Annotated in this window: 12 protein-coding genes; 6 read left to right on the top strand and 6 right to left on the bottom strand. The window is 63.3% G+C overall.

Going from position 1 to position 12,643, the window contains the following annotated elements; translation table 11 throughout:
* Positions 1–146: 146 nt before the first annotated feature.
* Positions 147–1,382 carry a TIGR03862 family flavoprotein gene (locus ASC85_RS25515; RefSeq protein WP_057451894.1) on the top strand — a complete coding sequence of 412 codons (1,236 nt, stop codon included), beginning with the start codon at positions 147–149 and terminating at the stop codon, positions 1,380–1,382.
* Positions 1,383–1,503: 121 nt separating this feature from the next.
* Here the strand turns inward: ASC85_RS25515 and ASC85_RS25510 are convergent, their stop codons facing one another.
* Positions 1,504–2,841, bottom strand: coding sequence for a DEAD/DEAH box helicase (locus ASC85_RS25510; protein ID WP_057451859.1), 1,338 nt, complete (start codon positions 2,839–2,841; stop codon positions 1,504–1,506).
* Positions 2,842–2,899: 58 nt separating this feature from the next.
* Positions 2,900–3,802: a drug/metabolite exporter YedA gene (yedA, locus tag ASC85_RS25505; protein ID WP_057451858.1), complete on the bottom strand. Its 903-nt coding sequence runs from the start codon at positions 3,800–3,802 to the stop codon at positions 2,900–2,902.
* A gap of 161 nt (positions 3,803–3,963) precedes the next feature.
* Here yedA and ASC85_RS25500 point away from each other — a divergent pair, with 161 nt between their 5' ends.
* The gene (locus ASC85_RS25500; protein WP_003205835.1) at positions 3,964–4,416 is read left to right on the top strand and encodes an Lrp/AsnC family transcriptional regulator; all 453 of its coding nucleotides are present in this window, start codon (positions 3,964–3,966) and stop codon (positions 4,414–4,416) included.
* A gap of 185 nt (positions 4,417–4,601) precedes the next feature.
* Here the strand turns inward: ASC85_RS25500 and ASC85_RS25495 are convergent, their stop codons facing one another.
* The 3 genes from ASC85_RS25495 to ASC85_RS25485 all read right to left on the bottom strand — a co-directional run bounded on the left by ASC85_RS25495 (position 4,602) and on the right by ASC85_RS25485 (position 6,607).
* Entirely contained in the window at positions 4,602–5,213 is a 612-nt protein-coding gene (locus ASC85_RS25495) for a 3'-5' exonuclease (protein WP_057451857.1), read from the bottom strand.
* 21 nt (positions 5,214–5,234) lie between these two features.
* Positions 5,235–5,714, bottom strand: coding sequence for a LabA-like NYN domain-containing protein (locus ASC85_RS25490; RefSeq protein WP_053182045.1), 480 nt, complete (start codon positions 5,712–5,714; stop codon positions 5,235–5,237).
* Between the two features lie 128 nt (positions 5,715–5,842).
* Positions 5,843–6,607, bottom strand: coding sequence for a DUF2076 domain-containing protein (locus ASC85_RS25485; RefSeq protein WP_057451856.1), 765 nt, complete (start codon positions 6,605–6,607; stop codon positions 5,843–5,845).
* 175 nt (positions 6,608–6,782) lie between these two features.
* On the opposite strand from ASC85_RS25485, the gene ASC85_RS25480 reads away from it, so the two are divergent.
* Complete coding sequence (locus tag ASC85_RS25480) at positions 6,783–7,442, top strand: hypothetical protein (RefSeq protein WP_057451893.1); 660 nt, start codon at positions 6,783–6,785, stop codon at positions 7,440–7,442.
* Entirely contained in the window at positions 7,439–8,518 is a 1,080-nt protein-coding gene (locus tag ASC85_RS25475; protein ID WP_057451855.1) for an endonuclease/exonuclease/phosphatase family protein, read from the top strand. Before ASC85_RS25480 ends, ASC85_RS25475 begins: the two co-directional genes overlap by 4 nt.
* 130 nt (positions 8,519–8,648) lie before the next feature.
* On the opposite strand, the gene hrpB is transcribed toward ASC85_RS25475, so the two are convergent.
* Complete coding sequence (hrpB, locus tag ASC85_RS25470) at positions 8,649–11,165, bottom strand: ATP-dependent helicase HrpB (protein WP_057451854.1); 2,517 nt, start codon at positions 11,163–11,165, stop codon at positions 8,649–8,651.
* A 95-nt stretch (positions 11,166–11,260) separates the two neighbouring features.
* On the opposite strand from hrpB, the gene ASC85_RS25465 reads away from it, so the two are divergent.
* Both ASC85_RS25465 and ASC85_RS25460 read left to right on the top strand, forming a co-directional pair.
* Complete coding sequence (locus tag ASC85_RS25465; protein ID WP_057451853.1) at positions 11,261–11,680, top strand: hypothetical protein; 420 nt, start codon at positions 11,261–11,263, stop codon at positions 11,678–11,680.
* 28 nt (positions 11,681–11,708) lie between these two features.
* Positions 11,709–12,602: a cation diffusion facilitator family transporter gene (locus ASC85_RS25460; RefSeq protein ID WP_057451852.1), complete on the top strand. Its 894-nt coding sequence runs from the start codon at positions 11,709–11,711 to the stop codon at positions 12,600–12,602.
* The last annotated feature ends 41 nt before the right edge of the window (positions 12,603–12,643 follow it).

The raw sequence follows: 12,643 nt of genomic DNA, 5'->3' as shown, positions 1-12,643 counted from the left end.
GATCTTGATCTTTCGCTCGCGACTCAATTGTCCGGGACAAGATCGCAGCCTCGCTTCGCTCGACAGCTCCTACACGGATTCCGGCCTCAGATCATGTGGGCCGAGCTGATAGAATGCCCTCCTTGATCCGCCAGACATCGCTCACCATGACCCAAGCCCCCCTCCCCCACACTCCAAACATCGCCATCATCGGCGGCGGCCCCGCCGGCCTGATGGCGGCCGAGGTGTTGAGCCAGGCGGGCCTGCGGGTCGACCTGTACGATGGCATGCCCTCGGTGGGCCGCAAATTCCTGCTGGCCGGCGTGGGCGGCATGAACATCACCCACTCCGAAGCCTTCCCGGCCTTCCTTTCCCGCTACGGCGAACGTGCGCCGAACATTGCCCCGCTGCTGCGGGCATTCGGCGCCGAGCAATTGTGCGAATGGATTCACGGGCTGGGCATCGACACTTTTGTCGGCAGCTCCGGGCGGGTATTTCCTACCGACATGAAAGCCGCGCCACTGCTGCGCGCCTGGCTCAAGCGCCTGCGCGATGCCGGCGTGGCGATCCACACGCGCCACCGCTGGCTCGGCTGGAACCCCGATGGCAGCATGCGCATAGCGAGTCCGGAAGGTGAGAAAACGCTACGCCCCGACGCGACACTGCTGGCCCTGGGCGGCGGCAGTTGGTCGCGCCTGGGCTCTGACGGCGCCTGGATGCTACCGCTGGAACAGCGCGGCGTGGCCCTGGCGCCATTGCAACCGAGCAACTGTGGGTTCGAGGTAGAGGCCTGGAGCGACCTGATGATCAGCAAATTCGCTGGCGCCCCGCTGAAGAACATCGCCATCGGCCTGAACGACGATGTACCGCGCCTCGGCGAATGCGTGATCACCGCCACCGGTATCGAAGGCAGCCTGGTCTACGCCCTGTCGGCGCCGGTTCGCGAAGCCATCAACCAACACGGCAGCGCGACGATCCATCTGGATCTGCTGCCGGGCCGGCCTGTGGATAAGATCCAGCAAGCCCTGAGCAAGCCACGCGGCTCTCGCTCGATGGCCAAGCACTTGCACAGCCAGCTGGGGATCGACGGCGTCAAGGCTGCGCTGTTGCGCGAGCTCACGCCGGCCGAATGTTTCACTGACCCGGCGCGGCTGGCCCAGGCGATCAAGGCCCTGCCGCTCACCCTGGTGAAGACCCGCCCCTTGGACGAAGCTATCAGCAGCGCTGGCGGCGTGACCTTCGAGGCCTTGGATGAACGCCTGATGCTCAAGCAATTACCCGGCGTTTTCTGCGCCGGGGAAATGCTCGATTGGGAAGCACCCACCGGCGGCTATCTGCTCACGGCGTGCTTTGCCAGTGGCAGGGCGGCGGGCCTAGGCATGCTGGAATTCTTGAGGCAGTGATCGTTCCCATGCTCTGCGTGGGAATGCTTCTGCGGACGCTCCGCGTTCGGCTTTTGGGACGCAGAGCGTCCCGGGCGGCATTCCCACGCAGAGCGTGGGAACGATCACTGATGCCTTAATATCAGGGTTTTTTCTTACGCGGCCCGGTATTGAACACCGGTACTTTGCGCACAGGCTTGACCGAAGGTTCCACAGGCGAGGCGTCGCCGCTGTCCACCCACTTGCCCAGGTTGCGCTTGCCGCCGCCACCGGAGGTTTTCGGTTTCTTCGGCTTTTTCGGTTTCTTGATCACCTGGCCGCTGGCGTCGGTGTCCGGGACCCGATGCTCAGGCTCGAAATCCTGTTCCATCTGACGAGTCAGCGTCTGGCGCGTCAGCATCTCGATGGCCGACAGCAGGTTCACTTCGTCGGCGCAGACCAGGGAAATCGCTTCCCCGGTCGAACCCGCCCGACCGGTACGGCCGATGCGATGGATGTAGTCCTCGGCGACAATCGGCAGGTCGAAGTTCACCACCAACGGCAAGTCCTCGATATCCAAGCCACGAGCAGCGACATCGGTCGCCACCAGGATCTGCACTTCGCTGGCCTTGAAGCGATCCAGTGCGCGCTGGCGGGTGGCTTGGGGTTTGTCACCGTGGATGCCGTCGGCGTTGACGCCCAGGCCCTGGAGTTTTTCCACCAACGCATCAACGCCATTGCGAGTCTTGGCAAAGACCAGCACCTGCTTCCACTTGTTCTTGCGCATCAAGTGCACGAACAATTCCGGCTTGCGCTTCTTGTCCACCGTCACCACCCATTGCTTGACGGTGTTGGCGGCGACGTTGCGCGGGCTCACTTCAATGCTCAGTGGATCGTTGAGCATCTGCCCGGCCAGCAGGCGGATCGCGTCGGAGAAGGTCGCCGAGAACAGCAACGTCTGACGCTTCTTCGGCAGCGCCTTGTAGATATTCGCCAGTTCCTCGGAGAAGCCCAGGTCGAGCATGCGGTCGGCTTCGTCCAGCACCAGGGTCTGCAACTGGTTGAACTTCAGCGCGTTCTGGCGGAACAGATCGAGCAGACGCCCAGGCGTGGCGACCAACAAGTCGACACCTTTGCGCAATTTCATCATCTGCGGGTTGATGCTGACACCGCCGTACACGGCGTAGGTGCTCAGCGGCAGGTTTTGCGCGTACTGACGCACGCTTTCATGGACCTGCTCAGCCAGTTCGCGGGTCGGCACCAGGATCAGCGCTCGCACCGAGTTGGCCGCGACCTTCGGCCCTTCGGTGGTCAGCAACTGCAACAGCGGCACGGCGAAACCGGCGGTCTTGCCAGTGCCGGTCTGGGCCGCGGCCATCAGGTCGCGACCGGCCAGCACCGCCGGCATGGCTTGGGCCTGCACCGGGGTCGGGGTCTGGTAGCCGAGCGTCTCGAGGGCGCGCAGCAAGGGTTCGATCAGGCCAAGGGTGGCGAAAGTCATGGAAGTACCGTAGGAAAAATCAGCGCAAGATGTGCAATGCGCGGCAGTTTACCCTAAATCAGGAAGCGGCCGGCGCAGGCTTGGGTTTGCGCCACTGCGGCAACCCGATCAACACCACGGCACTGATGATCACCAACATTGCCACACTTTCTTCAGCGCCAATGGTTTCACCCGCGAACACGATCCCCAGCAATACCGCCACGGCTGGGTTGACGTAGGCATAACTGGTGGCCGCCGCCGGGCGCACATGCTTGAGCAGATACATGTAGGCGTTGAAGGCGACGATCGAACCGAAGCAGGTCAGATAAGCCAAGGCGAACCAACCCTCCAGCGGCGGCATGCTGTCCAGGTGCTCGCCGCTGGCCACGCTACCGATCAACAGCACCACGCCGCCCACCAGCATTTCCACGGCACTGGCCATCGCCCCTGCCGGCAACGGCACGTGTTTGCTCAGCACCGAACCGAAGGCCCAGGACGCCGCCGCGAAGACCAGCAAGGTCGCACCCAACGGGCTGGACTGCAGGTTGGAGCCCAGGTTGAGCATCGCGATGCCAATCAACCCCAGCACAATCCCCGCCCATTCCAGACGAGTATTACGCGCGCCCCAGAAATATCCGCAGAGCAAGGTAAACAAAGGCACTGTCGCCACCGCCAACGCCGCCACCCCGGACGCCACGCCGGTGTGCTCGGCCACACTGACCGCGCCGTTACCAAAACTGAGCAACAGCACGCCGATGATGGCCCCGGCCTTCCATTGCGCCCAGGTCGGCGCCGGTGCCCCGCGCCAGCGCAGGAAGCCATACATCAGCGAACCGGCCAGCACAAAACGAATCCCGGCCAGCAACAGCGGCGGCCAATGCTCCACACCGATGCGAATCACCAGGTAGGTCGAACCCCAGATGACGTACAAGGCAAAAAAGGCAGCAATCAATGGCAAGGGAAAACGGCGTGGGCCAGGCATGGTCGGCTCGAAGTCAGGACAATGAGAGACGTTATTCTAGAAAGGCGGCAGACGGAAAATAAGTTACAAAACCTGTTTATCCGAGCCATACACTTTTCAAAACACGGAGATCAGCGCTATAAATCGTGTTTTCGAAAGTCACGCCAACAGGAAGCCAAACCGTGGACAAATACGACCGCATGCTGCTCAGCGCCCTGTTGGAAAACGGTCGTGCGTCCTACGCTGAACTGGCCCGCAAAGTGAACCTGTCAGCCCCCGCCGTGGCCGAGCGGGTCAGCAAACTGGAAGCCAGCGGCGTCATCACCGGTTATCAAGCCAAAGTCGACATGGCAAAGATCGGTCTGCCGGTGCAGTGCGTCATCGAACTGCGGATGAACCAGCACGGCAACCAGAAGACCTACGACGAACTGTGCAAGATCCCACAACTGACCGAATGCCACCGGGTCACCGGCGACCCGTGCGTGATCATGCAAGCGGCGGTCGGTTCGATGCCCGAGCTGGAAGAGCTGATCAACCGCATCGCCAAGTTCGGCTTCAGCAAGACCTCGATCGTGCTGTCCAGCGCCATTGAAAAGCGCGTGCCGTTGGGGCAGTTGGAAGGCAACGGGAAATAACACTGATCGCCCACAGTTTGATCGTTCCCACGCTCTGCGTGGGAACGCAGCTGGGGACGCTCCGCGTCCCTTCGAAGCCGGACGCGGAGCGTCCGATGAGGCATTCCCACGCGGAGCATGGGAACGATCGAACGCACCGCTATCGCGAGTAAGCTCGCTCCCACAGTTTTGGTTCGACGGTGTGTTTAGAACCCGCGATGCCGCTTGAGGTGCTCATTGATCTTCGCCGCAGGCACTTTCTGCAAACTGCACAGCAGATCATGGGACAACTCCCGCAGCCCATGCTTTTGCCGCAATTGCGAGGCCAGGTGCGCGGTGAGGTTGGCGGCCATTTCGGCGTCGGCCATGGCCCGGTGAGCCTGGCCGGTATGGGGCAGGCCGGCGAAAGCGTTGAGCGTGCCGAGCTTGTGGTTCGGCGCCGCCGGCATCAGGCGCCGGGCCAGCAACAGTGAGCAGGCAAAATTCTGCAGGCGGGTGCGCTTGATTCGCCCCAGTTCGAAGTCCCAGAACTTCTGGTCGAACGCAGCGTTGTGCGCCAGCAGCGGCGTGATGCCGACGAACTCGTTGACCTCGTTCATCACTTTTTCCGCCGACGGGGCGCTGCGCAGCATGGCGTTGCTGATGCCGGTCAGTTGCTCGATAAACGCAGGGACGCGCACACCGGCATTCATCAGGCTCTGGTAGCGGTCGACGATCCGGCCTTGCTCGAGCATCACCACCGCGATTTCAGTGGCCCGGCAACTACTGCTCGGGGTGATCCCGGTGGTTTCAAAGTCGATGACTGCGATGCGTTCCAAACCTTTTGAACTCCGTGAAAATCAATTCTTGAGCAACAACGCGCCTTCGATGGGCACATAGCGACTGGCAGCGCGGATCAGCGAGTTGGCGGTCAACCCCGGCACACCATAGGCCACGGCCTGTACGCCGTGTTTTTGAATAATGCGTTCGAGCAACATGTCGAAATCGCCATCGCCGGAGGCCAGCACCACTTCGTCGACGTGGTCGGCGGCGTCCATGATGTCCAGCGTGATGCCCACGTCCCAGTCGCCCTTGGCCGAGCCGTCGCTGCGCTGGATGTAGGGCTTGAGCTTCACGACAAAGCCCAGGTTGCGCAGGATCTGCTGGAATTGCTGCTGCTTGCTGTCACCGCGATCGATCGCGTAGGCATAGGCCTCGACGATCTGCCCCTGCTTGCTGACATCAGCCCACAGCGCGGCGTAGTTGAAATGGCAACCGTAGGCCTGGCGCACGGTGTAGTAGAGGTTCTGGACATCGGCGAACACTGCAATTTTTTTCACCGCGTTTCCTCTTGGATGCACACGCACACAGGCCACCTGGGCCGAAAAGTCGCCCAGTATGCCAGCCCGAAGGATTGTTCCGCGAATAATCGGCCCGAGGCGCCAGGGCGCCCCGGACGAATGGCAGGTCAGACGAAGGAGTCGTCGTCGCCGAAGGAAGATGAATCGTCGCTGTAGTCCGCGTCGCTGAAACCGCCCGGGTCATTACCATAGCCGTCGTTATCGGCCACCCGTTGGTCATCGCCCCAACCGTTGCCGCCGCTGTTGGCGGTGTCGTTGACCGGTTGGGCCGGCTCTTCCTTGATGACCTCGACAATTTCCTGGGGTTGCTGGTTACTGTGGAACAGGCTGCTGATGCCTTGGGCCAGCATCACGCCGCCGGCCACGCCTGCTGCGGTTTTCAGGGCGCCGCCGAGGAAGCTGCCCGCTGCCGGGGCCTGCTGTTGCGGTGCGCCATAATTGCCGGGCGGCGCGCCGAAGCCCTGTTGGGGCTGGGGCTGGGCATTGAAGGACGGCTGTGCCGGTTCGCGCCAGCCTCCCCCACTGGACGTCGGTGCGCTTGCCGGGCGTGAATCCCGGGCACTGCCACCAAAAATACTTGAGAGAAAGCCTCCGCCACCGCTGGGTGCCGATGGCTGGGTGCGGGCCCGTTGCAGCTCGGCCTGCAATTGCTCGACTTGCTGGGTGAGTTGCTTGTTCTGTTCATCGAGGCGCTTGATCGCGGCCTCCTGCACCAGGATCGCCTGGGTCATGAAATAGCCCGCCGCTGACTGGCTGGCCAGGTGTTCCTTGATCCGCGCCTCGGCCTGGACGTCGCGCGGGGCTGAATCCTTTTCGGCCTGTTGCAGCCGTGAAAACAGTCCATCGATCAGGGTTTGTTCTTCGCTGTTCATGGCGACCTCATTAGATTGCCGGGTAGAAACCATTCCGGTCCTGAAGACCGGTGCCCACCAGTAATGGGGCTCGTCGAAAAGCTTTCAATGGTCTTTACCTGATGTTTACGTTTGTTTCTGCGGTCACCTGATGGGTAAAGTGTCGGACCGCTTTTTCGAACTGCGATACCGACCCATGAATCCGTTAGAAGTACTGCGTGACTCTTTGTATTTTTTCAAGCGCCATCTGGGCCGGATCGCCCAGTTGTGCTTGCCGCTGGTGATACTCGAAGCGGTGCTGCAGCAGGGGGTGGACAGCGCCGTCGGGGCCGACGGCTTTTCCGGCTACAGCGTGATCGTCGGGCTATTGGTGTACCCGCTGTACACCGCGGCGTTGATCCTGTTTCTCGATGCCCGCAGTCGTGGCGAAGCCCCCCGCGCCCGCGATTTGCTCGCCGCCGCCCTCCTCCAGTGGCCACGCTTTGCCTTGCTGACCGCGCTCAATACTCTGCTGATCCTGATCGGCATCTCGTTGTATTTCCTGCCAGGGCTATGGCTGATGGTCGTCCTGGCTTTCGGTGAGTACCTGCTGGTATTGAAGGGCTTGGCGCCACTGGCCGCGATGAAGGAAAGCCTGCGCATGAGTCGCGGTCATTTCTGGCGAATCCTGTTGTGCATCCTGTCCGTGATGGTCCCGCTTTGGCTGCTCAAGGGCGCCAGCGTCTCGGTGTATCCGCCGCCGCAAAATCCTTTGGTCAGCTTGCTGATCGACAGCATCCACAGTTTTCTGCAATTGTTCACCACTGTCGTGCTGTTCCGAATGTTCATGCTGATTGCAGAAAAACCTGAGCCATGACCCGCCTACTGCGCTACACCTTGCTGGGCCTGCTGTTGATCCTCAGCCTGGCCGCCCTGTCGATCTACGGCCTGACCTGGCGGCCGCAGCCTCGGGAAACCTTGCCGGTCAGTTGCACCGCCAACGCAGCACCGCTGGTGCCCGGCCAGGCCTTGAAGGTGATGACCTGGAACGTCCAGTTCCTCGCCGGCAAACGCTACGTGTTCTGGAACGACCTGGCCCAGGGCAACGATGAAAGCCCGACCCTGGAAGACATGGCCTTCAGCCTCGACGAAGTGGCACGGGTCATCCGCGACGAGCAACCGGACGTCGTGCTGCTCCAGGAACTGGACAAGGGCGCCAAGGCCAGCGATTACCAGGACCAGCTCAAACTGTTGCAGGAACGCCTGGCCGACCTCTATCCGTGCGGCACCAGTGCCTTCGACTGGAAGGCCGATTTCGTCCCCGATCCACACATATTCGGCAGCGTCGGCCGGCAACTGGCGACCCTGAGTCGCTACCGCATCGACCATGCCGAGCGGGTACAACTGCCGGTGGCCGATACCAATATCATCAGCCGTCAGTTCCAGCCGAAAAATGCCTTGTTGGTGAGCTATCTGCCGCTGAGCGGCGGCGGCCAACTGGCGGTGCTCAACACCCACCTGGAACGGGCCACCGAGCCGGACGAAACCCTGCCCAGACAAATCACCGCCGTGGCCAAGGCCCTGGATAAATTCGAATCCGCTGGCACACCCTGGCTGATCGGCGGCGACTTCAACCTGCTGCCCCTGGGCCAGTACCGACGCCTGCCGACCGAGCAACGCACGCCCTACTCCGCCGACAGCCCCCTGCATCTGCTGTGGGACAAATACCCGATGATCCCCACCAACAACGAGGCCAGCGGCATCGACCGCGAACACTGGCTGACCCACTACCCGAACGACCCCGGCCTCAACGGCCCCGACCGCACCGTCGACTACCTCTTCTACAGTCCGCGCCTCAAACGGGTCGAAGCCCAGGTAAGGCAGGACGACACCTTGCGCATCTCCGATCATTTGCCGGTGATTGCGCGGTTCCTGTTGCCGGCAGCGCCTTAGCCCTTTGTGGGAGCCGAGCTTGCTCGCGATAGCGGTGTGTCAGTCAATGACCGTGCTGCTGATCCACCGCAATCGCGAGCAAGCTCGGCTCCCACAGGGTATGTATTTCATATCCTGAGTTTTCCTCAGCTCACTTACGCGGCTTGACCCGCGCCGTCGCCTCCGCCACCAGCGGGTCGTCCGGCCAGTAATGCTTGGGATAGCGCCCCTTGAGGTCCTTCTTCACCTCGGCATAGGTGCTGCGCCAGAAGTTCGCCAGGTCCTGGGTGACCTGCACCGGTCGGCGCGCCGGCGACAGCAGGTGCAGCTTGACCACCTGCCGCCCGCCAGCGATGCGCGGGGTGTCGGCCAGGCCGAAGAGTTCCTGCAAGCGCACTGCCAGGATCGGCGGATGCTCGCTGTAGTCCAGGCGGATCGACGACCCGGAAGGCACGCTCAAATGGTGCGGCGCCAGTTCATCCAAGCGTTGCGGCAATGGCCAGGGCAATAGGTTGTGAACGATGCTCGACAAATCCAGGTTGGCAAAATGGCTCAGGCGCGAGACGCGGCCCAGATACGGCATCAACCAATGCTCTAGGCTGCCCAGCAATGCGCCATCGCTGACGTCCGGCCACTCGCTCTCGCCCTTGGCGTCCAGGTCCAGGCGCCGCAGCAGCGCCACCCGCGCCTGCCATTGCCGCAGTTCCGGGGTCCAGGGCAACAACTCCAGGCCCTTGCGCCGCACTAGGTTCACCAAGGCCTGGCTACGGGCTGACTCATCCAGACCGGTCAACGGTTCGCGGCTGAGCACCAGTTCGCCGACCTTGCGCTGGCGCTCGGCCCGCAGCACGCCTTCGCGCTCGTCCCAATCCAGTTGATCCACCGTGCGCACTTGTTCGGCCAATACCGAATCGAACAGCGCCGGGTCGAACTCCGTCGCCAGGTAGATCCGCTCTTCGCGCTGGCCCTGGCGGCTGCCCAGGTCGGCGATCACCAGCCACGCTTGTTTCATCAGGCTGTCAGCCTCGGCAAACAGCGCCGCACGGCCATTGGCCAAACGGTATTCGGCGCCGCCGGGCCGGCGTTGCTGGGCGACGCGGTCGGGGTAGGCCAGCGCCAGCAACGCACCGAGCCAGCGCGGATGATCGGGGTCGGCCACCGCTTCTTCGGCCTTGCCCCGCAGGTAACCGCGATATTGCCGAGCCAGTTGTCGCGCCCGCTGCACCCCACCCTGGGCGCCACGCGCTGCGCGTTCTTCGCCGGACAGCAAGGCCAGGCGACTGTGCAGATCCGCGCCGGCGCCACGCAGAATATCGCGCTCGCCCAACAGAGCGGCGACGTTGCAGGCCATGTCCGCCAGCCCCAGCGCCTGACCGCGCAGCAGCAGATGAGCGATACGCGGGTGGGCCGGCAATTCGGCCATGGCCTGGCCGTGGCGGGTCAGTTGCTCGCCCTCCAACGCGCCCAGGCGTTGCAGCAGATCCTGGGCCTGGGCATATGCGGCGGTGGGCGGAATGTCGAGCCAGACCAATTGCTGCGGCGTCACGCCCCAGCGTCCCAACTGCAGGGCCAATCCAGCCAGGTCCGCCGACAGAATCTCCGCGCTGCCGTACGCGGCCAATTGTTCATGCTGGTCTTCGGACCACAACCGGTAGCAGACACCAGGCTCCAGGCGCCCGGCCCGACCGGCCCGCTGGGTGGCGCTGGCTCGGGAAATGCGCTGGGTGTCGAGCCGGGTCATGCCGCTGCCAGGGTCGAAACGCGGCACCCGGGCCAGTCCGGCGTCGATCACCACTCGTACACCGTTGATGGTCAGGCTGGTTTCGGCGATGTTGGTGGCCAGCACCACTTTGCGCTGGCCGGGCGGCGCGGGGTCGATGGCGGCGCGCTGGGCAGCGAGGTCCAGCTCCCCGTGCAGCGGACAGAGCAACACATTGCCACCCTCGCCCAAGGCCTCGGCCAGTTGCTGATGGACCCGGCGGATCTCGGCCTGCCCGGGCAAGAACACCAAGACGCTGCCGGTTTCATCATGCAGTGCATCTAATACGGTCTGCACCAACCGCGGCTCGATGAACTCGCCGGGCTGGAACGGCCGGCCCCAGCGCACCGTCACCGGGAACATGCGGCCTTCGCTGCGCAGGATCGGCGCGTCGTCCAGCAACCCGGCCAGGCGCTCGCCTTCCAGGGTGGCGGACATCAGCAGGATCTTCAGTGGCTGGTCTTCGCGAAACAGCTCCCGACCGTTGAGGCTCAAGGCCAGGGCCAGGTCGGCGTCAAGACTGCGCTCATGGAATTCATCGAAAATCAGCAGCCCCACGCCTTCCAGCGCCGGATCGTCCTGCAAGCGCCGGGTGAGGATGCCTTCGGTGACCACTTCAATGCGGGTCTTGGGGCCGACCTTGCTGTCGAGGCGAATCCGGTAGCCGACGGTTTCACCGACCTTTTCCCCCAGTTCACTGGCCAGTCGCTCGGCCGCCGCCCGTGCCGCCAGGCGCCGGGGTTCGAGCATCAGGATGGTCTGCCCGGCCAGCCAGGGCTCGTGCAGCAAGGCCAAGGGAACGCGGGTGGTTTTACCGGCACCAGGCGGTGCTTCGAGCACCGCTTCGTGGCGCGACGCCAGGGCTTGACGCAGGGCGGGTAAAACTTCATCAATCGGCAAAGAAATCATGCTGGCTCCAAAACAGAGGGCCGAGTATAACGGCGAACTGTTTAGCGTGGTCTGGACTCCAACCAGCAACGCCCTTATCTGCTCAGGAGATTGTTATGCGTATTCCCTCTCGCGTGATCGGTGGCGTCCTGGTCGCCACCCTGCTGACCCAGCTCAGCGCTTGCGGCTCGATCTTCTACCCGGACCGTCGCGGTCAGATCGATGGCAAGATCGACCCGGCGATTGCCGCGCTCGACGCCGTCGGCCTGCTGTTCTACATCATCCCCGGCCTGATCGCGTTCGCCGTGGACTTCGCCACCGGCGCCATTTACTTTGAGCCGGGCAAAAGCGTCCAGATCGAGCCAGAGAAACTCAAGCCGGCCATCAACCCCGACGGCACCGTCAATAACCACGTATTGCAGGCGATCCTGGAACGCGAACTCGGCCGCAGCTTCCCGCTGGACGATCCTCGGCTGATCCAGCACAAGGGCAGCGCGCAACAACTGGCTGCCCTCGGCCTCAAGCCCGCCGCATGACAGACGCCACCCAAGGAACGACCGCACCATGACCACCAGCACCGAACACGCCCGCCTGCTGCGCCTGGCCACCCGGGCGTCGGTGGCCGTGGCGCTTACCCTGGTCGTCGCCAAGGCCCTGGCCTGGTGGCTGAGCGGCTCGGTGAGCATGCTTGCCGGCCTGACCGACTCGGCACTGGACGGCGTCACCTCGCTGCTCAATCTGCTGGCGGTGCACTACGCGCTGCGCCCCGCCGACGATGACCATCGCTACGGTCATGGCAAGGCCGAATCCCTGGCCGGCATGGCCCAGGCGCTGTTTATCGGCGGCAGTGCGGTATTGATTGCCTTGCAGGCTTTCGAGCGGCTGAAAAACCCGGTGCCGGTGGAGGCACCCTGGCTCAGTGTCGGCGTGATCGTGTTTTCCCTGGGGCTGACCCTGGCGTTGCTGGCGTTGCAGCATCGGGTCATCCGCGCCACCGGCTCCAACGCCGTGCGCGCCGACTCGCTGCACTATCGCTCCGACTTGTTGCTCAACGGCAGCATCCTGGTGGCACTGGTCCTGGCCGGATTCGGCTGGTATCAGCTCGACGCCTGGTTCGGCCTGGGGATCGCCATTTACATTCTGTGGAGCGCCGTCCAGATCGCCCGGGAAAGCTTTGCCGTGCTGATGGATCAGGAACTGCCGCCCGACGTCAGCCAGCACATGCTGGAACTGGCCTGCGCCGTGCCCGGCGTGCTCGGTGCCCATGACCTGCGTACGCGGATTTCCGGCAACCACTGGTTCGTGCAACTGCACCTGGAGTTGCCGGGGGAACTGACCCTGTCAGTGGCCCACGGCATCAGCGACCAGGCTGCCGATGCGATCCACCATGCCTATCCGAAGGCCGAAGTGCTGGTGCATGCCGATCCGTCGGAAGTGGTGCAGCGGGCCAGCGCCTGATACCCCCGAGGTTCGAACACAAAACTTGTGGCGAGGAGCCC

Source organism: Pseudomonas sp. Root401 (assembly GCF_001425105.1).
In the GTDB taxonomy this organism is placed as follows: domain Bacteria; phylum Pseudomonadota; class Gammaproteobacteria; order Pseudomonadales; family Pseudomonadaceae; genus Aquipseudomonas; species Aquipseudomonas brassicacearum.
Note: the sequence above shows the minus strand (reverse complement) of the source record. Positions and strands in the feature narration are given on the sequence as shown.

Bases quoted from the DNA above. Each gene is read 5' to 3' on its own strand.
- ASC85_RS25515 (WP_057451894.1), top strand. From the start codon at position 147: ATGACCCAAGCCCCCCTCCCCCACACTCCAAACATCGCCATCATCGGC.
- ASC85_RS25510 (WP_057451859.1), bottom strand. From the start codon at position 2,841: ATGACTTTCGCCACCCTTGGCCTGATCGAACCCTTGCTGCGCGCCCTC.
- yedA (WP_057451858.1), bottom strand. From the start codon at position 3,802: ATGCCTGGCCCACGCCGTTTTCCCTTGCCATTGATTGCTGCCTTTTTT.
- ASC85_RS25485 (WP_057451856.1), bottom strand. From the start codon at position 6,607: ATGAACAGCGAAGAACAAACCCTGATCGATGGACTGTTTTCACGGCTG.
- ASC85_RS25480 (WP_057451893.1), top strand. From the start codon at position 6,783: ATGAATCCGTTAGAAGTACTGCGTGACTCTTTGTATTTTTTCAAGCGC.
- ASC85_RS25475 (WP_057451855.1), top strand. From the start codon at position 7,439: ATGACCCGCCTACTGCGCTACACCTTGCTGGGCCTGCTGTTGATCCTC.
- hrpB (WP_057451854.1), bottom strand. From the start codon at position 11,165: ATGATTTCTTTGCCGATTGATGAAGTTTTACCCGCCCTGCGTCAAGCC.
- ASC85_RS25465 (WP_057451853.1), top strand. From the start codon at position 11,261: ATGCGTATTCCCTCTCGCGTGATCGGTGGCGTCCTGGTCGCCACCCTG.
- ASC85_RS25460 (WP_057451852.1), top strand. From the start codon at position 11,709: ATGACCACCAGCACCGAACACGCCCGCCTGCTGCGCCTGGCCACCCGG.